This window comes from Haloterrigena gelatinilytica, from assembly GCF_013342145.1.
In the GTDB taxonomy this organism is placed as follows: domain Archaea; phylum Halobacteriota; class Halobacteria; order Halobacteriales; family Natrialbaceae; genus Haloterrigena; species Haloterrigena gelatinilytica.
In genome coordinates, this window is the sequence record NZ_JABUQZ010000001.1 from 2,407,236 (window position 1) to 2,424,854 (window position 17,619).

General features: G+C 65.1%; 15 protein-coding genes, 1 tRNA gene and 1 other RNA gene. 10 read left to right on the forward strand and 7 right to left on the reverse strand.

Features of this window, described 5'->3' with window-relative positions; translation table 11 throughout:
* Window position 1: 1 nt before the first annotated feature.
* Window positions 2–313 (forward strand): hypothetical protein, encoded by a 312-nt coding sequence (locus HTZ84_RS12020; protein WP_174680899.1) that lies wholly within the window; start codon window positions 2–4, stop codon window positions 311–313.
* Window positions 314–427: 114 nt separating this feature from the next.
* Here HTZ84_RS12020 and HTZ84_RS22665 read toward each other — a convergent pair whose 3' ends face one another.
* Complete coding sequence (locus tag HTZ84_RS22665) at window positions 428–916, reverse strand: hypothetical protein (protein WP_217468219.1); 489 nt, start codon at window positions 914–916, stop codon at window positions 428–430.
* A gap of 227 nt (window positions 917–1,143) precedes the next feature.
* On the opposite strand from HTZ84_RS22665, the gene HTZ84_RS12030 reads away from it, so the two are divergent.
* A complete protein-coding gene (locus HTZ84_RS12030; protein ID WP_174680900.1) occupies window positions 1,144–2,475 on the forward strand; it encodes a hypothetical protein in 1,332 nt (443 codons plus the stop codon).
* A gap of 992 nt (window positions 2,476–3,467) precedes the next feature.
* On the opposite strand, the gene HTZ84_RS12035 is transcribed toward HTZ84_RS12030, so the two are convergent.
* Window positions 3,468–3,542, reverse strand: a tRNA-Arg gene (locus tag HTZ84_RS12035).
* Between the two features lie 165 nt (window positions 3,543–3,707).
* Between HTZ84_RS12035 and HTZ84_RS12040 the strand changes: the two genes are divergently transcribed.
* From HTZ84_RS12040 to HTZ84_RS12055, 4 genes are all read left to right on the forward strand, one after another.
* Window positions 3,708–3,890: a DUF7511 domain-containing protein gene (locus tag HTZ84_RS12040; RefSeq protein WP_008892639.1), complete on the forward strand. Its 183-nt coding sequence runs from the start codon at window positions 3,708–3,710 to the stop codon at window positions 3,888–3,890.
* A gap of 183 nt (window positions 3,891–4,073) precedes the next feature.
* A complete protein-coding gene (locus tag HTZ84_RS12045) occupies window positions 4,074–4,928 on the forward strand; it encodes a geranylgeranylglycerol-phosphate geranylgeranyltransferase (protein WP_174680901.1) in 855 nt (284 codons plus the stop codon).
* Between the two features lie 169 nt (window positions 4,929–5,097).
* Window positions 5,098–5,730, forward strand: a complete 633-nt coding sequence (locus HTZ84_RS12050; RefSeq protein WP_174680902.1) for an RAD55 family ATPase — start codon at window positions 5,098–5,100, stop codon at window positions 5,728–5,730.
* Window positions 5,731–6,003: 273 nt separating this feature from the next.
* A complete protein-coding gene (locus tag HTZ84_RS12055; protein ID WP_174680903.1) occupies window positions 6,004–6,414 on the forward strand; it encodes a CoA-binding protein in 411 nt (136 codons plus the stop codon).
* A gap of 174 nt (window positions 6,415–6,588) precedes the next feature.
* Here the strand turns inward: HTZ84_RS12055 and HTZ84_RS12060 are convergent, their stop codons facing one another.
* Window positions 6,589–7,569: a PLP-dependent cysteine synthase family protein gene (locus HTZ84_RS12060; RefSeq protein ID WP_174680904.1), complete on the reverse strand. Its 981-nt coding sequence runs from the start codon at window positions 7,567–7,569 to the stop codon at window positions 6,589–6,591.
* Between the two features lie 111 nt (window positions 7,570–7,680).
* Window positions 7,681–8,016, reverse strand: coding sequence for a DUF5798 family protein (locus tag HTZ84_RS12065; protein ID WP_174680905.1), 336 nt, complete (start codon window positions 8,014–8,016; stop codon window positions 7,681–7,683).
* 157 nt (window positions 8,017–8,173) lie between these two features.
* Between HTZ84_RS12065 and HTZ84_RS12070 the strand changes: the two genes are divergently transcribed.
* The 4 genes from HTZ84_RS12070 (at window position 8,174) to ffs (ending at window position 12,434) form a co-directional block, all read left to right on the forward strand.
* Window positions 8,174–8,542 (forward strand): Hsp20/alpha crystallin family protein, encoded by a 369-nt coding sequence (locus tag HTZ84_RS12070; RefSeq protein WP_174680906.1) that lies wholly within the window; start codon window positions 8,174–8,176, stop codon window positions 8,540–8,542.
* A gap of 266 nt (window positions 8,543–8,808) precedes the next feature.
* Window positions 8,809–11,094, forward strand: coding sequence for a CDC48 family AAA ATPase (locus HTZ84_RS12075; RefSeq protein WP_174680907.1), 2,286 nt, complete (start codon window positions 8,809–8,811; stop codon window positions 11,092–11,094).
* Window positions 11,095–11,452: 358 nt separating this feature from the next.
* Complete coding sequence (locus HTZ84_RS12080) at window positions 11,453–11,992, forward strand: outer membrane protein assembly factor BamB family protein (protein WP_174680908.1); 540 nt, start codon at window positions 11,453–11,455, stop codon at window positions 11,990–11,992.
* Between the two features lie 130 nt (window positions 11,993–12,122).
* An RNA gene (ffs, locus tag HTZ84_RS12085) (signal recognition particle sRNA) lies at window positions 12,123–12,434 on the forward strand.
* A gap of 229 nt (window positions 12,435–12,663) precedes the next feature.
* Here ffs and HTZ84_RS12090 read toward each other — a convergent pair.
* The 3 genes from HTZ84_RS12090 to HTZ84_RS12100 form a co-directional block, all read right to left on the reverse strand.
* Window positions 12,664–13,491 carry an alpha/beta fold hydrolase gene (locus HTZ84_RS12090; protein ID WP_174680909.1) on the reverse strand — a complete coding sequence of 276 codons (828 nt, stop codon included), beginning with the start codon at window positions 13,489–13,491 and terminating at the stop codon, window positions 12,664–12,666.
* Window positions 13,492–13,608: 117 nt separating this feature from the next.
* Entirely contained in the window at window positions 13,609–15,219 is a 1,611-nt protein-coding gene (locus HTZ84_RS12095) for a uracil-xanthine permease family protein (RefSeq protein WP_174680910.1), read from the reverse strand.
* Between the two features lie 129 nt (window positions 15,220–15,348).
* Window positions 15,349–17,595, reverse strand: coding sequence for a VWA domain-containing protein (locus tag HTZ84_RS12100; RefSeq protein ID WP_174680911.1), 2,247 nt, complete (start codon window positions 17,593–17,595; stop codon window positions 15,349–15,351).
* Between the last annotated feature and the right edge of the window lie 24 nt (window positions 17,596–17,619).

Below are 17,619 nucleotides of genomic sequence, written 5' to 3' on the forward strand. Positions count from 1 at the left end.
AATGGCTGCCCGGAGCGGTCGGACGATGTTGACCGACATGGACGGGTCCGGTGACAACGTCTTCGTGATCGCCACGGTGACGAAGACGTGGGATCTCGCCTCGCACAAGCCGTATCAGAAAGGATTCCTCACGGATCCATCAAAATCGGATGACGAAGAGCGGTATTTCGTCGTGTACGATCCGGACGTTCGACTCGAAGAGGGGAAGACGTACAAGCTCAACGGCATCGACTACGCCTTCGATCGGTACGAGGAAATTCAACTCATGCTCAGCGAAGGAGCGTACGTCGAAGAGTGGGAGCCGAAAAAGTAGGGGTGACACTACCCCCCTTTTCGAAAGCTCTCAGTGGTCGTTGCTGCGTGACTCTGTTTTGCCAGTATACTCGTTACAAATCCCGGGGCGTACGCATTGATGTGCGGTAATCTACTATCCTCGTTCGGCTACGGACAGGTAGAGAGCGTAGTTCCCTGTTTGTTCTCCGGTTTCCTTGTCTTCTGTCTCTTTGAGATTGATTTCGATACGCCGGCTGTAGTCTTCCATATCGACGATCCAGGAGAAGAGCCCTGCAATGGTTTCGATAAACTGGGGGTCACCTGTAAGTCGGATTGTGGAAATATCCGTTGGAAACGTACTGCCGGTGAAGTCGGTCGGTTTTTCAAGCGTTGCTCGACGAAGTTCAGCGCTAGATGGTCGATTTCGGTTCTCTAACCATTCCATGGCATCTGCTTTCTTGACGCTTCCACTGCTGGTCGTCGGTAACTCTTCTAATTCTGTTGATGATGTCTGGGTCGGTGTTCCACCATCTGTCTGTGGTGTCTCCGTGGTAGACCGATCAAATGACGCTCCGCACTGCTGGCATTGGGTAATGTCCTTATTTGCTGGTGCGAGTGTCCCACAGTTGTCGCAGAATTCCATTGTTGAGACTGGTCAGTAGAGCAGTACTGTTAATCTTGCGCACCTATTGGAAAAGTAGACACTTAAATCCACCATCATTTGATTGATGTCTTATCTACCGTCTTGACCGTAAATTCGGTTTCAAAGAATGTTACCATTACAAACATATGGCCCTACGCTGATTCCCGAACATGGTTCTTCATCTCGGGCCACGAGCGACTCAGGTCTTAACTGCTTGGGGAGAAGTGGTGGACGCGCATTCGACTGGCCCTCGATACGATGTAACGTCGCCGACGCGTTCGGAACGGTACCGAAATCATCTAGAGACGTTCGTAAGCGACCCGACAGAGTCGAACTTTGAGGCGCTCTGGACCGAGGAGGCGCTCGCGGCAGCAACCGAGTGGCACGCAGCCACGATTCTGAATCTGTGGCCTGAATCGATAGCTGAGCTAGCGTCGTTTCTCAACGAACTCCGCACTGCCAAGGAGTACGATGCTGACTGGGAAGACCGTGCGAACTGGGGGCTGGTCATCGCCGAACTCTACACGCGAACTACTTCTGAACACCCGATCGTGAGCGATCAAGCTCGACGTGGGTTACGGAAATTCGGTGTCGAACCGGCAACCGAGTTCGAGAACCTTCGGGACCAGCTTGCGTCGTTCCGTGACGTGTATCTTGACGTTGCTGGCCACGTCACCGCGTCGAACGAGACGCCGCTGCCCGTGTATGAGGAGATCGATCAGTTGTTCACACTCGTCACGACTGCAACGGCGGACGCTATCGCGGCGGAGGAGACGGGACCGCGGGGTGATCTGTACGCGGCGCTTCGCGGGTATCCTGCTGCGTCGACGAAGGATCGCGGCCCGATCGAGATCGATTTCGAAGCTGCGACGCCGGCGATCAATGGGCACGTCGTTGCGCGGCAGAACAATGCGTACGCTGATACAGACATTGAGCACTGGGCTGGGAAGCATTACGAGACGTGGAAGTGGGATTTCGCGGAGTACGTGTCTGAGCAGGTTGCCGCGTCGTACACGCTGGACGATTTGGCCGCGGACGACGTGGAGCCGTTTTTCGACGCGTTCTGGGCGAACGCTGACGAGTACACTGACACAGGTACCCTCTCGACGCCGGTGCCGCAGTACTTGCTCGGCAGGTGGGGTGTTGTGCAACTCCAGGATTTCCAGGCGACGTGTCTCGACGATCCTGAGGAAGCGGCGGCAGTCCTCTCAATGCTGTTCGATGAGGACAAGCACTTGGTTGAGCGGTTACGCCGGTTCCATACGTTTGCTGTCAGTGACGACGTTTCCGATGGGAACTTGCTTCGGATTGCGACGACGCTCCTGATGGGTGCGTATCCGGACGAGTACGTGAACTTCCAGTACGAGCGGTTTGACACGTTTTTTACCGCGTGTAGCAATCTCGACTCGCTTGACACAGGATTCGACGCGCGGCAGTACTACCGCATCGTGCTTGCGTGCCGCGACCTTCGGGACGCAATGCGCAAGGAACTCCCAGATGCGTCGATGCTCGACGTCCACACGTTGATTCGCCTGTATCAGGACTTCCAGAACGATTGAGGGGCGGCTGGGGAGGTTGTTACGGCAGGTCTTCTACTCGTCCCATTCGATTGGGCGTTCAACGATCGGGTCGTCGCTGAGATCGAAGCTTCGAAGGTCAAGTTACACTTCACGTTCGCGGCGTTCGCGTCGGTGTCTGGTCAGCGTTTGGAACGGTCGTGGAATCTCTAATAGCGTTGCATCGCCGCTCTTTCCTATACGGATGTTGCGGGCTACGTAGAGATAGTACTCCACTGGCGATTACTGCTAGTGGTGTCAGCATCAATACCTGCCGTGCGCACCGGACTCGCTATCTGGAATTAATCAGTAGGTGAACCATGTTACAGGAACAGAAGGCCGATCAGCCTTACAGTAATCATGGCGAACCCAAGACCAAGAATGAGGAGTTGATCGGGTCCGACTGCGTCGTGAATTGAGGTCATAGGTTACTGTTTAACGATCCCCATGTAGTCTTTGCTCGGTGACGTATTCGTATTGGGGTCGATTGATCCGTTAGTAGTCAAAGATTCAGTTAAACCGCCGTTCTTTCTGGATGGGCTGTCTGAAATAATCAAGTTACGACAGAGCCTGATAACTTCGCAATAAGTCTCTCGAAGCGGCAACAAGCCCGGCTGCGATCACTGCACCAAGTATGATCGGGGATTCTACAACACCGAGCAAGACACCAGCCGCCATGAGCATCACGGCAATCCATACAGGGAACGTCCGGTGCATACCGGACACTACGTTCTTATCCAACAAATGCACTGAGGGTAACCAGGCATAGTGGTGTCGATCAAGCCACCCAGAAAGGCATTGATCTGCCGTGATGCGTTACCAGTTGCACTTCGCTCCCTAGTATTATGTGTCTGTGCTGTCATTCAAATGTAAGCGAATCGCATGACACCGGCGACCCCCGTCACGAACCGTGATGAAATCAAATCGGCCGAAGAGGGGTTTCTTTATAAGCGTCGTACTGCCGTCTGCCAAATGTTGCCCGTCACGCAGAAGGATGGGCGCTGCAGGATTTGAACCCGCGACAGCTTGGTCCGAAGCCAAGTACTCTGTCCAGACTGAGCTAAGCGCCCTCACCACTGAATTTCCGGCGGTGCCGTATAAGTCACTCGATTTGGGACGCTTTCGATAGCCACCACCACACGCACCTCGAGTCGACCACCCTCACCTGCACTTCTCAGTCGGTGAAAATTGGCTCAGGGGGTCTTTGTCGTGGGAAGTCAACGATCGAACGTGCCATGACGGTAAACGAGACCCCCATCCCCGACGACGAGCAGGCCGCAGCGATGCCGCTCGAGTTGCTCACCGACGACGAGGACGTCTGGACGGCCGTCCCGGCCGACGCTACCGGTGACGAGCGCGTGACCAAGTGGCTCTCGGTCGACGTCGACACGCTGTGCGATCTCGAGGAGTGGCAGTAACGCTCCGCGCAAGCCCCTCGGGACGACTCCGAACCGCGTCTCGTACCGCCACCAAGCCGCGCTCTCGCCAGCGATTGCCGTAGTCGCCAGCCACAGCGGGGGACTCGAGGCCGTCGTTTCCTCCCCGCCGTCTCGGCGCGGCGGATCGCACCGTTTAACCACCAGCGTTGACCAGTCCAGCCTATGACAGCAGGCGAGACGGGCCGCGGACTCCTCGAGTTGACGCGGCCGGTGAACGTGGTCGCGGCGAGCGTCTTGCCCTTCATCGGCGCGTTCGTCGCGGGCGGGGTCGTCGATCAGCCGTTCCGGGTCGCGACGGCGGTCGCCGCCACGGCGCTCGCGGTCGGCGCCGGCAACGCGATCAACGACTACTTCGATCGGGAGATCGACCGGATCAACCAGCCCGACAGGCCGATTCCCCGCGGAGCGGTGAGTCCGCGCGGCGCGCTCGCGTTCAGTCTCGGCTGCTTCGGCGCGGCCGTCGCGCTCGCGGTGACGCTCCCGCCGGCGGCGCTGGCCATCGCGGGGATCAACCTCGTCGCGCTGGTGGCGTACACGGAGGTCTTCAAGGGGCTGCCGGGAGTCGGGAACGCGCTGGTCGCCTACCTCGTCGGGAGTGCGTTCCTCTTCGGGGCCGCCGCGGTGGGCGACATGGCGCCCGCGGCCGTCCTCTTCCTGCTCTCGGCGATCACGACGCTGACGCGAGAGATCATCAAGGACGTCGAGGACGTCGAGGGCGACCGCGAGGAGGGGCTCAACACGCTCCCGATCGCCATCGGGGAGCGCCGCGCGCTGTACGTCGCGACGGGGCTGCTCGCGATCGGCGCCGCGGCGAGCCCGCTCCCGTACGTCCTCCTCGAGGACTTCGGGGTCGCGTACCTGGTCGTGGTGGGTCCGGCCGTCGCCGTGATGTGTTATGCGGCCTACGAGAGTTTCTCGGATCCGACGGCGGGACAGGGACATCTCAAGTACGGGATGTTTCTCGCCGCGCTGGCGTTTATCGTGGGGCGGGCGGCGGCGATGCCCGCCGTGCTCTGAGACCGTTCGCGGTGTCAGCGCCGGCGGTTGTCGACCCACAACCGTGGGGAATAAGCAATAGTTGTGCCCGTACAATCAAAAGTAATATAAGCTGGATACCGCATTCTCATATCACACGCCGGAGTAGCCAGCGGATTCCACTACGGCTGTATGGATGTGAGTATTTGGCATGTATGACCTCGCAGATGTCCTCCCGGACGCCGACATCGAGCCCGGGACGAACCTGCTCATTGCGGGCCCGCCACTGACGGGAAAGCGCGAGATCGCCTTCGACATCCTCGCCAGCGGCGCCAACCGTGGTAACGGTTCGATCGTCGTTACGACCAAAGACAGCGCCGACAAGGTTCTCGAGACGTTCACCGGCTCGCTCGAGGCGGGCGTCGATCCGGACGTCGGGATCGTCGACTGCGTCACGAAACAGCGCGGGATCGGCACCGTCGACGACGATCCGCGGATCAAGTACGCCTCCTCGCCGGTCGACATGACCGGTATCGGGATTAAACTCTCGGAGTTCCTTCAGGAATTTTACGAGGGCCACGGCCTGACCGAGAACCGCGTGCTGTTACACTCGGTGTCGACGCTGCTGATGTACTCCGACCTCCAGACCGTGTTCCGGTTCCTCCACGTCTTCACGGGCCGGATCCAGAGCGCCGACGCCATGGGGCTGTACGTCATCGACTCGACGGCCCACGACGACCAGACCATGAACACGCTCAAACAGCTGTTCGACGCCGTCATCGAACTCGAGGAGCCGGCCGACGGCGAGGAACCCGAGATTCGAACCGCCGGCCTCTCGAGTTGAGTAGCAGTCTCGTTCGCGACCGCTGGCTTCGCGTTTCGTTTTCCGAGCACTGATATCACGCGTTAGAGGCTCGTCGGGACTCCCGCATCGACTGCAAACACCACGAAAACCCCGGCCGCTTTCAATCCCACCCGAGTCGGCTGGCCGGTCGTGTCACCGCGGGTGGGCTTTCGTGGTGTTCGACGCAGTGCAGTGAGCGTCCCGCCTCGAGTCAGGTACCGGCGGTACGAGACCCCGAAACGTTTCAGCGCCGAGCGCGTACTCGAGACTACCATGCCAGTCGATACCGCGGAGGAGATCGAGGAGATCCTCGAGTACGAGACGATCGCCGTCGTGGGCTGCTCGAGCACGCCGGGGAAGGCGGCCCACGATGTGCCCGAGTACCTGCTCGAGCGCGGCTACGACGTGATTCCCGTCAACCCGTACGCCGACGAGATCTTCGAGCGGGAGGTCTACGACTCGCTCGACGAAGTCGACGCGGAGATCGACGTCGTCTGCGTCTTCCGGCCCAGCGAGGAGGTCAGCGGGATCGTCGACGCGGCCCTCGAGCGCGACGACGTGAAGGTCGTCTGGACCCAGCAGGGGATCCGCGACGACGAGGCCGCGGCCAGAGCCGAAGACGACGGCCGGCGGGTCGTCCAGGATCGGTGTATGAAGGTCGAACACCGACGGCTCGCCGCCTGAAGCGGACCTCGAGTAGGCGACGAGCAATCTCGCGGCGCCGACGCCCGCCGCTCGAGGCCGTCGAGCGCGTCCGACAGCGACGGTCTGATCGCATCGTCGGCGGCCGTCAAAACGTCGCAACCATTTTAGCAGAATGAGTGTCCTCCGCGCTGCCGTTCGATTCCGGGCTCGGCGTTAGCCCTCCCACTCCTCGAACGACCGGTAGATCCCCTTCGAGAGGTAGCGCTCGCTCGAGTCCGGAAACACCGTCACGACGGTCTCGTGGGGCGCGTCGATCTCGCCCGTCGAAATCGCCCGCGCTACCCGCCTCGCGGCGACGCTCGCCGCGCCCGCACTCGAGGCGACGAGGTGGCCCTCCTCGCGGGCCAGTCGCCGGAGCTCGTCGTGGGCGTCCCGGTCCGGGATCGCGTAGACGGCGTCGACGAGGTCGGGATCGAACAGTTCGTTGGTCGCCAGATCGTGGGTACCGATCCCCTCGATCTTGTACTCGTCCTCCTCGCGGTCGTCGCCCAGCGCCTCGCCGTAGATCGAGCCCTCGGGTTCGACCGCGGCGACGTAGGTCGAGTCGTCCCGCTCGAGGGCGTACTCCGCGATGCCCATCAGCGTCCCTGCGGTGCCACAACCGGCGACGACGGCCCCCACCTCGCCGTCCAGCGCCTCGTAGATCTCGGGTCCGGTGGTCTCGTAGTGGGCTTCGACGTTGAGCGGATTCGAGAACTGCTGGGGAACGACGGCGTCGTCGAGCTCCGCGGCCAGTTCGTGGGCGCGCTCGATCGCCCCGCCCATCCCCGCGTCCGTGGGCGTGTTGATGATCTCGGCGCCCAGCGCGGCCATCAGCTGCTGTTTCTCGACGCTGAACCGCTCCGGGACGACGAAGATCGCCTCGAGACCCAGCTGTTCGGCGGCGATCGCGAACCCGATCCCCGTGTTCCCCGCGGTCGGTTCGATGATCGTCCCGTCCTCGGAGAGCTCCCCGCGCTCGAGCATCGCCTCGAGCATGTACCGGCCGATGCGATCCTTGACGCTGGCCCCGGGGTTGAACGTCTCGAGTTTCGCGTACAGGTCGACATCCGTGGGTCCGTCCTGCAGGGCGACCAGCGGCGTCCGACCGATCGTCTCGAGGACCGAGTCGACCGGCTGCTCGTGGCTCGTCATCGACTCGAAAAACGGGAGCCGTGGCCGTAGGGCTTTCCCTATACGTCCACACCGGTCGGTCGACCGTTCGGGGCTGGACGCGCCCGGATTCGGGAACCGCTCCCGAGTAGCCTATTTGGCCGTCGCGTCGCTCGCGTCGGCGTCCGCCGATTCGTCGGTCGTCTCGTCCGCAGTAGCGTCGCTCTCCTCGGCCTCTAGTTCGGCCTCGTCGATGGCCGCGTCGGCGAGGATCTGTTCGCCGTCGATGTCGTGTTCCTCGGCGATGGCCAGCAGGAGCGCGCGCTGTTCGGTCAGCTGGTGGTCCATTCGGTTGACCGTGTCGTGGGTGTCGTCCATCTCCTCCTCCAGCGAGATGATCCGCTTTTGGAGCTGTTGTACCTGCTTGTACATCGCCTCGGCGCGATCCGAGAGGCTCTGAATCTTCTTTGCGGTGCTGCCAAGTCCCATGCCTAGTCGAGGTGTCGGGAAACTAATGGGCCTTTTCCTCCGTCGGACGCGTTCGAACTATTCTGTCATTAGCGCCTTCTGTGATAACATACTGCATGGATCGACAGATTTTTTACGAACCGCGAACAATCTTCTGTTGAACTCGAGGTGAACAGCCATGGTGCTCCGACCGACGCCAAGCACCTGGACGCAAGGCCTCGACGTACCGTCCCAACTGTTCAGTGACCGAGGCGGCAACGACTACGAACTGTACGAGGAGGACGACGAGTTCGTCCTGACGATCGACATGCCGGGCTTCGAGACCGACGAGATCGGGCTCTCGTGGGACGACGGCGTCCTCAACGTCGCCGCCGAGCACGTCGACGACGAGCGCGGTCGCAAGAAGACCTACCACCGGCGGTTCCGGTTCCCCAAGACCATCGACGAGGACGCCATCTCCGCCGAGTACACCAACGGCGTCCTCGAGGTCGAACTGCCGGTCGCCGACGCCGTCACCCGCGGGAAGGAGATCCCTCTCGAGGGGTGATCCAGCCCCGACCGACGGCCGGTCGGGACCCGTCTCGAGACGCGATCGTCGGCCCGTCCTCCCCGCGGTCGCCGCCGATCGCCGTTCCCGTCGGCGAACCGCCTCGTGAAATCGGCCGCTGAACCGACACCCGGCATCGACCGGCGAACCGATCGCCGCCGACGCGTGTCCCGCCGGATCGCGTCGGCCGAGCCGTTCGCCGGCCACGTCCGTCGTTTTCCGCACGCGTCGGCGCCCTCCCGACGTTCGAGTTCGAACGCAGGACCATGCGACTCCGCGTACGACCGCTCAAACGGAAGGACGCAGGCAGCGGTCTCGCCGCGATCGATCGCGACGCGCTCGAGGAACTGGGCGTCTCGAGCGGCGAGTTCGTCGCGATCGAGGGTCGCGACGGCCGGGTGATCGCCCGCGTCTGGCCCGGCCGCTCCGAAGACCGAGGTCGGGGTATCGTCCGCATCGACGGCCAACTTCGACAGGCCGCAGGCGTCCGAATCGACGACCGCGTGACCGTCGAACCCGCCGACGTCGAGCCCGCCGAACGCGTCACGATCGCGCTCCCCGAGAACGTGCGCATCCGGGGCGACGTCGGCTCCTACCTGGGCGACAAACTCACGGAGCGGGCCGTCAGCCCCGGCGACCAGTACTCGCTGTCGCTTGGCTTCGGCCTGCTCTCGAGTCGCTCCGGGCGGCGGCTCCCGGTGACCGTCGTCGACACCGAGCCCGACGGCCCGGTCGTCGTCGACGCGAGCACCGAGATCGAGGTCGCCGAGCGCGATCCCGATCGGCTCTCCGTCGAAGCCGAAGGGCCGCTCGAGGAGAGCGAAACCGCCGCCGCTGCGGGCGCCGCTGGAGCCGAGAGCCCGACCGTCACCTACGAGGACGTCGGCGGTCTCGACGATGAACTCGAGCAGGTCCGCGAGATGATCGAACTGCCGATGCGCCACCCCGAACTCTTCCGCGCGCTCGGCATCGAGCCGCCGAAGGGCGTCCTGCTGCACGGTCCGCCGGGCACCGGGAAGACGCTGATCGCCCGCGCGGTCGCCAACGAGGTCGACGCCCACTTCCTGACGATCTCCGGCCCGGAGATCATGTCGAAGTACTACGGCGAGAGCGAAGAGCAGCTCCGCGAGGTGTTCGAGGAGGCCGCCGAGAACGAGCCGGCGATCGTCTTCATCGACGAACTCGACTCCATCGCGCCAAAGCGCGAGGAGGTCCAGGGCGACACCGAACGGCGCGTCGTCGCCCAACTCCTCTCGCTGATGGACGGGCTCGAGCAACGGGGCGAGATCACCGTCATCGGCACCACGAACCGCGTCGACGACATCGATCCCGCGCTGCGCCGGCCGGGCCGGTTCGACCGCGAGATCGAGATCGGCGTCCCCGACGCCGCGGGCCGCGAGGAGATCCTGCAGATCCACACCCGCGGGATGCCCCTAGCCGAGGAGATCGACCTCGAGCGCTACGCCGAGAACACTCACGGCTTCGTCGGCGCCGACCTCGAGAACTTGGCGAAGGAAGCCGCGATGACGGCGATGCGCCGCGTGCGGCCCGAACTCGACCTCGAGGAGGCGGAGATCCCCGCGAACGTCCTCGAGGAGATCGAGGTCACCGCCGACGATTTCAAGTCGGCGCTGCGGGGGATCGAGCCCTCCGCGATGCGCGAGGTCTTCGTCGAGGTCCCCGACGTCACCTGGGACGACGTCGGCGGCCTCGAGGAGGCCAAGGAACGACTCCGCGAGAGCGTCCAGTGGCCGATGGAACACGCCGACGCCTACGAGCGTGTCGCCCTGGAGCCCGCCAAGGGCGTCCTGCTGCACGGCCCGCCGGGCACCGGAAAGACGCTGCTCGCCAAAGCCGTCGCCAACGAGTCCCAGTCGAACTTCATCTCTGTGAAGGGCCCGGAGCTGTTCGACAAGTACGTCGGCGAGTCGGAGAAGGGCGTCCGCGAGATCTTCAGCAAGGCCCGCGAGAACGCGCCGACGATCGTCTTCTTCGACGAGATCGACGCCATCGCGAGCGAACGAGGTAGCGGCGTCGGCGACTCGAACGTCGGCGAGCGCGTCGTCTCCCAGCTGCTGACCGAACTCGACGGCCTCGAGGAACTCGAGGACGTGGTCGTGATCGCGGCCTCGAACCGGCCCGAACTGATCGACGACGCGCTGCTCCGACCCGGCCGCCTCGACCGCCACGTCGCGGTCGACGAACCCGACGAACGGGCTCGCCGGGAGATCTTCGCGATCCACACCGAAGACCGGCCCCTCGCGGACGACGTGGATCTCGACGAACTCGCGGCCGAGACCGAAGGGTACACCGGCGCCGACGTCGAGGCGGTCTGTCGCGAGGCCGCGACTATCGCCGTCCGCGAGCACGTCCGGGCCGAAGCCGAGGGCGAGGACCGCGACGTCGAGGCGATCGTGCTGACGGCCGAGCACTTCGAGCGGGCCCTCGAGGAGATTTCGCCCGAATCGGCCGCGGAGTTCGAGGGCGGTCCCAGCGCGAGCGAGTTCGAGGGCGTCCTCGAGAGCGGCGAGAGCGAAACGGAGGCCGAGTAACGGGACGCCCTCGAGCGCCGGTTTCGCCGCTCGGTTCCCGAAACCGCGCGACCCGAGCCCCCACTCCGATGAGCGACGGCGCCGATCATCATCGGCCCGTCGGCGGATCTCGGGAGTCTCGAGGTGGTCGACGGAACTTTCGAGGACGGTCCGACGTCGGCCTCGGTTGCCGACGGAACCCTTATCCATATATTCTCTCGAAATACATAATCATGCATAAATTTCAAAACAGAATATATGTTCAGCGGTCGCAGCCGCCGCGACCTGCTCTCGGCCGCGGGAGTGGCGCTGACGACCGGATTGACGGGCTGTCTCGGCGCGCTCGAGGGGAACGAGGGCGAAACCGAGAACGTGAACTGTGGGGACGGCGACACCGAATCCGACGGGGAATCGACTGACTCGTCCGACGAGACGGCCGAACTGCGGGACACGCTGGCCGCCGCCGACCGTCACCGACGACGCCTGCTACGTCCCGCTCGGCGACGGGACCGTCGCGGCGCTCGAGCGCGACGGCGCGCTGCGCTGGCGCCGACAGGTCGAACGCGGCGGCCACGGCTCGGGGATGAATTTCGTCACGTCGCCGGCGATCGCCGGCGGGACACTGTACGTCACGAACGCGTGGCAACTGACGGCACTCGACGCAGAGACCGGGAGGGAGCAGTGGTCGGTCGAGACCGGCAACGACCATCCCGTCATCGCCGACGGCGTCGTCTACGTGAGCGGGCTGAACGCGATCGCGGCCTACAACGGGAGCGACGGGAGCGAACTGTGGCGGTATCGACCCGGGGCGACGAGCGGTGGCGGGGAGCGAGTCGCCCCCGTCGTCGGCGGCGTAGTTTTCTACCCGAGCGCGGGACTTCACGCGCTCCGCGGATCGGACACGAGCGATTCGACCTGACTGATGCTCCCTCGAGTCGACCGGTCGGAGTCCGGTTCCGACCTCGATGGAACCCGTCCGTTCGCGACTGCCGCCGCGCCGTCGGGCGGTCGGAGAGACGAAAGGTCCTTAAGTCACCTTCCCCTACGAAGAGATGGATAGGTCGGGCAGTTAGGCCCTGCTCGTTACCCGCGATATGGCCTTTAGCGGGGACCAAACACCGCGGGCGTCCGGTCAGACCGGCCGGGGCCCCGGGAGCCAACGCAGAAGCCTCGTCCGTCGGGGACAGCGGTCCGCGATGGCCGTCCGCAGGGACGTCCCATCGCGGTTAGTCGGCGACAGCCCATCAGGCGCGGAAGCGAGCAGTGGACCGCCGGACACCTGTCGCTCGACGGGTCGCGGGGTGGAGGAGGCAACCGGGATTCCCCCGGCCGGAACGCCGGGCAATCGCGGCTTCCACATTCATACTTCCGAAATTTCACTCTACGCGAGCGGCGGCGCTACCGCGTCTTGCTCGCTCGGTGAAATTTCGATCAAAAGCACCGGAAGACGCTTCGCGTCTTCCGAGCCCTCGTTCACTACGTTCACGAGGACGCTCCTCCTTCCGTTCGTTCCTCCGTCACTCACAACAGTCGTCGGCCCGCTCGCTCAGCCTACGGCTTCGCTCGCGGCTGATACGACGTGGGACTTCTTCAGGCCGCACTGGCCGTCTCGAGGAACGTCTCGCTCGCGGTGTTGAACGCGTTCGGACGGTCGAGATTGACGAGGTGGCCCGAGTCGGACAGTTCCAGGTGTTCGGCGCCGCCGACCTCCGAAACGAGCTGTCGCCCCTGTCGTTTGACCAGCGGCGCCTCCTGCTCGCCGTGGACGACCAGCGTCGGCGTCTCGACGTGCGAGAGGTTCGACGGCTCGTACCGGTAGAGCGCGTCGAACACCTTGCGGAACTCGTCGCGACCGATCTCGTCGACGGCGTCGAGCGCCTGCGCCTGGATCTCCGGATTCACCGAGAGCCAGCGCTCGCCGGTCGTCGCCCGGATCGAACACAACATCGACCGGAACGTCGTCTTCGACCCCGTCAGCGACAGCGACGTCGTGAGCGCGGGCAGCGGCGACATGAAGGGTTTCAGCCCCTCGGGCATGTCCAGCGGCGGCATCGATCGCACCGCACCGCCGAGGATCGCTCCCGCGGCGCGGTCGGGGTGGCGGTCCATGAACTCCTGGACGACCATCGACCCGAGCGAGAGGCCACAGAGGAGCGGCGCCTCGAGATCGAGGTGCGCGAGGAGCGCCTCGAGGTCGTCGGCGAAGAGTTCGACCGAGTACTGGTCCGCCTCGGTCGCCCCCGTCTGGCCGTGGCCGCGAACGTCGAAGGTGACGACCTCGTAGTCGTCGTCGAAGCGGTCGACCTGGGGCCGCCAGGCCTGCCCGTTCATCCAGCCGCCGTGGATGAACACCAGCGGCCGTCCGTCGCCGCGCGTCTCGTACCAGAGCGTGCCGTCCTCGAGCGGGAGTTCTGCCATCGGGAGTATTGTAGGCGTCGGTACATATAGGTCGCCGGGTTGCAGTGACGGTTCCGTCTTGTAGGCGTGGAAGAAAGCGCTCGCGCTCGAGGGCCGAGACGATCCCGGTCCGGTGGGTCAGTCCCCTCGTTCGGCGTCGACCGCGGCGTTATCGGCCCCGAGCCAGCGGTCCCAGAAGCTCTCGAACTCGGACTCGTCTTCGGTGATCCGGTCCCAGTGGGCGAGGCCGCGCTCCTCGCGGCTGCCCGGAATCGTGTTGTCGAGCACCAGCGCCGCGAGGCCGCCGACGGCCATCCCGGTCGAGCCGATGATAAATATCGTGTCGACGACGGCTTGTGCCGCGGCCTCGAGCCACCCCGGCTGGCCCGCGAGCGCGGCCTCGAGGTCGATCGCCTCGCGGAACGCGATCGTGCTCTCGAAGTTCCCCATGTAGGCCGGAATCGCCAGCCCGACGAACAGCGCGAAGCCGATGACGAAGGTGTTTCTCGAGGAGTCCAGATCGACGTGCCGGAGGTTCGAGACGCCGACGGCGACGATCTGGGCGAACATAGCGATAAAGAGGCCGCCGACGATCGGGTCCGGAATGGTCGCGACCAGTTGCCCGAAGTAGCCGATGAAGCCGAAGACGATCATAACGACGGCGCCGAGCTGGACGACGTACCGCGAGGCGACGCCGGTCAGTCCGATCGCGCCGATGTTCTCGGAGTAGGACGTCGAGCCCGCGGAGCCCATAATTCCGGAGAAGACGTTCATCAGCCCCTCCATGCCGATGCCGTGGTTGATTCGCTTCTCGCTCGGTGCGGCGGAACCGGTCAGATTAGCGACGGCGTAGTAGTCGCCGATGCTCTCGACGATCGACGCCAGTACGCCCGCGAACATCCCGATAACGAACGCGGTCGTGATCTGGGGCGTCCCCCACTGGAACGGGTAGATCGGCAGGATCGGATCCGTGTTCGTGACCTGCTCGAGCGGGACGTAGCCGGGATGGGCGTCGGCGATGAGACCGCCCGCGGACAGCGTCGCGGCGACGACCCACGCGATCACGAGCGCCAAGATAACGGGATAGAGCCGGAACGCTCGAGCTTTGACGTCGAGATACTGCGAGAACAGCAAGATCAGGCCGAGCGTCAGCCCCAGCAGCGGCCAGCTCTGCTCGGCACCAGTGATCTGGGGCGCGTCGAACAGCGCGAGACCGATCAGCGCGATAGTCGGTGCGATGACCACCGGTGAGAGGAAGCGGCGGAGTTTGCCGACGAGGCCGAGATACCCCATCGCGACCTGTACCGTCGCGGCGACGATGATGGCACCCTGTAGTTGTACCAGCGCGGCTTGCCAGTCGGAACCGCCGCCGACGCCGCCGTTCGTGACGACGAAGACGATCGCCAGCGCCGGCGCGAGCATCGAGAACGGTGCGCCCTGCACGATCGGGTAGCGGTTCCCGAAGGTCGTCTGGGCCAGCGTCGCGATCCCCGAGACGACGAAGAAGGTGCCGATGAACCGCGCCGTTACGTCGGCTGGCATCTCCATCGCACCCGCCAGAATCAGCGGCACCGCGATGTTCGCCCCGACCATCGTCAGGTAGTGTTGGATCCCCAGCACGAACGATTCGCCCAGCGGCGGTTTGTCGTCGATCCCGTACTCGATATCGTCGCTGACGGCGACCTCAGAATCCGCGTCGGTGCCGCTGCCAGTATCCCGATTACTGAATTCGTCCCCCGCGTTGCTCATAGTTCTCGTCGGATAACGAGCGAGGGCGCTGAAATGGATATTGATCCGCCGTCGCGGACGTTTCGCCCGGGCTAAAAGTGGCCTTGGTTGACTCGACTGGATCCGAACGGCGTCCGATCGGCGTCGACGCTATCGCTCGTCCGCGGCCCGCTCGGCCGCGGCGCGGACCGTTTCGGGCGACAGCGCCTCGAGGGCGACCACGTCGCCACCCGTCTCGCCGGCGACCAGTTCCGAGAGGCCGGCCCGAGCGTCGTCGCCGGCGTCGACGACGATCACCGTCGCGTCCTCGGCCGCGAGGCCCCGCGCGGCCCGCCGGGTCGCCTCGGTCGGACTCCCGTCGGCGACGTTCGCCCGGCCGTCGGTCACGAGGACGACGACCGAGGCCTCCGTCTCCGCGCGCTCGAGGACTCGCCGCGAGGTCTCGAGGCCCGCGGGCAGGGGCGTCCGATCGCCGGAGGGAAGCTCCTTGAGGTGGCGCGCGGCCAGCGAGACGCTGTCGGTCGGCGGCAGGAGGACGTCGGCGTCCTCGCCGGCGAAGGCGACGAACGCGACCCGATCGCGGTGTTCGTAGCTGTCCCGAAGGAGGTCCAACACTACGCCCTTCGCGGTGCGCATCGCCGGGCGCATCGACGCGCTGGCGTCGACCGCGAAGACGATCGTGGCCGCGGCGTCGCCGCGGCGCACCGACTGCCGGAGGTCCCGCTTCCGAACGCGGGAGTCGCCGCGGGCCGCGGCGGAGCGAACCGACGCCGCCGCGTCGATGGGGCCGTCGCCCGACGCGGGTTCGGTCCGGACGCGGGCGCCGCGGTTGTCCGTGCTGGGGTCCGTGCTCGCCCGCGAACCGCCCGCCGTCGCCGCGTCCGCGCTCTCGGCGTCGGGCGTCTCGAGGTCGGGCGCCGCCGCCTCGCCGACCTCGGCGACGTCGGCGCGCCGCTGGCCCGGGACGAGCGGCTGGGCGTCCTCGTCCTCCTCGTCGCCGCTTCCGTCGTCTCCGTCGCTCCCGTCGCCGTCGTTCGAATCGGTGTCGCTCGAGCCGTCGTCCCCGGTCCCGTCGTTCCCGCTACCGGCTTCGGCGGGCGACGGTTCGCCGCCGGTCGGGTCGTCGGCCTCGTCGGGCCGGCGTTCGGGTCCCGAATCGTCGGTCTCGGAATCGGCGTCGCCGTCGCTCCCATCGGATTCGCCGTCGTCGCCGTCACCGTCGCTGCGCTCGCCGCCGGATTCGGTTCCCGTCTCACCGTCGTCGCTCTCGGTCTCGGATTCGCCTCTGTCGCCTCCGTCCGCGGATTCGTCGCCGTCCGCATCGTCTTCGCGCTCGCCCTCGTCCGGCGACTCCTCGTCGAACCGATCCTCGAGCAGGTCCTCGAGGTCGGGTTCGTCTTCGAACGGCGTGCTCCGGAGCCGGTGGGGAAGCGTGTAGCCGGCGGCCTCGTGAACGTCCGATTCGATGACCGTCGTTCGGCCCTCGAGCGCCGCGATGGTCATCGCGGTTCTGGCGGTCGCCACGTCGCCGCGGTGGCCGTCGACGCCGGCCTCGAGGCAGAGGTCGGCGATTTCAGCCTTGAAATCGTCCGGGAGCGTGACTTCGGTGAGGCGGTCGCGGGCCGCCGCGAGTTCCTCGCGCAGGGTCGCCGTCTCGTCGGCGTACTCGGTCCACGGGTCCGCGCTGTCGGCGCCGTTGCCGGCGTCCGCCTCGAGCGCCCGATCGATGACCTCGACGCGCTGGTCGATCTCCCGGCAGCCCTCGACGGTGGCTTGCAGGGCGAATCGGTCCCGCAGTTGGGGCCGAAGGTCGCCCTCCTCGGGGTTCATCGTCCCGACGAGGGTGAACTCGGCGGGATGAGAGACGCTGACTCCGTCTCGTTCGACCGTATTGACCCCGCTGGCGGCCGCGTCGAGGATGACGTCCACGAGGTGGTCGTTCAGCAGGTTGACCTCGTCGACGTAGAGGATGCCCCGATGCGCGCGGGCGAGCAGGCCGGGATCGAAGTCGGCCGCGCCGGCCAGCGCGTCCTCGACCGAGAGGGTGCCGACGACGCGGTCTCGAGTCGCGCCCAGCGGGAGGGTCACGAGCGGCACGGGACGGGTCTCGACGGGCAACTCTTCGCGGTCGCGGTCGCGGCAGTCGCCACACTGCAGGCTCGGGTCGTCGGGCGCACAGCCGTATGGACAGTCGGCCACGGCCCGCTGGTCGGGGAGGAGATCGACCAGTCCGCGCACGGCGGTCGACTTCGCGGTCCCCTTCTCGCCGACGATCAGGGCGCCGTCGAGGCCGTCGTTTGCGGCGACGGCGAGCAGCGCCCGCTTCAACTCGTTCTGGCCGACGATGGCCGGAAAGGGGAGTGACGACAGCTTTTTGTCTCCGGACTCTGCAACCATAGTTGCGCTAATACAACAGAGGTT

What these genes read in the sequence shown, in the direction of transcription:
- HTZ84_RS12020 (WP_174680899.1), top strand. Translation starts at nt 2, where the DNA reads ATGGCTGCCCGGAGCGGTCGGACGATGTTGACCGACATGGACGGGTCC.
- HTZ84_RS22665 (WP_217468219.1), bottom strand. Translation starts at nt 916, where the DNA reads ATGGAATTCTGCGACAACTGTGGGACACTCGCACCAGCAAATAAGGAC.
- HTZ84_RS12040 (WP_008892639.1), top strand. Translation starts at nt 3,708, where the DNA reads ATGACGGTAAACGAGACCCCCATCCCCGACGACGAGCAGGCCGCAGCG.
- HTZ84_RS12045 (WP_174680901.1), top strand. Translation starts at nt 4,074, where the DNA reads ATGACAGCAGGCGAGACGGGCCGCGGACTCCTCGAGTTGACGCGGCCG.
- HTZ84_RS12050 (WP_174680902.1), top strand. Translation starts at nt 5,098, where the DNA reads ATGTATGACCTCGCAGATGTCCTCCCGGACGCCGACATCGAGCCCGGG.
- HTZ84_RS12055 (WP_174680903.1), top strand. Translation starts at nt 6,004, where the DNA reads ATGCCAGTCGATACCGCGGAGGAGATCGAGGAGATCCTCGAGTACGAG.
- HTZ84_RS12060 (WP_174680904.1), bottom strand. Translation starts at nt 7,569, where the DNA reads ATGACGAGCCACGAGCAGCCGGTCGACTCGGTCCTCGAGACGATCGGT.
- HTZ84_RS12065 (WP_174680905.1), bottom strand. Translation starts at nt 8,016, where the DNA reads ATGGGACTTGGCAGCACCGCAAAGAAGATTCAGAGCCTCTCGGATCGC.
- HTZ84_RS12070 (WP_174680906.1), top strand. Translation starts at nt 8,174, where the DNA reads ATGGTGCTCCGACCGACGCCAAGCACCTGGACGCAAGGCCTCGACGTA.
- HTZ84_RS12075 (WP_174680907.1), top strand. Translation starts at nt 8,809, where the DNA reads ATGCGACTCCGCGTACGACCGCTCAAACGGAAGGACGCAGGCAGCGGT.
- HTZ84_RS12090 (WP_174680909.1), bottom strand. Translation starts at nt 13,491, where the DNA reads ATGGCAGAACTCCCGCTCGAGGACGGCACGCTCTGGTACGAGACGCGC.
- HTZ84_RS12095 (WP_174680910.1), bottom strand. Translation starts at nt 15,219, where the DNA reads ATGAGCAACGCGGGGGACGAATTCAGTAATCGGGATACTGGCAGCGGC.
- HTZ84_RS12100 (WP_174680911.1), bottom strand. Translation starts at nt 17,595, where the DNA reads ATGGTTGCAGAGTCCGGAGACAAAAAGCTGTCGTCACTCCCCTTTCCG.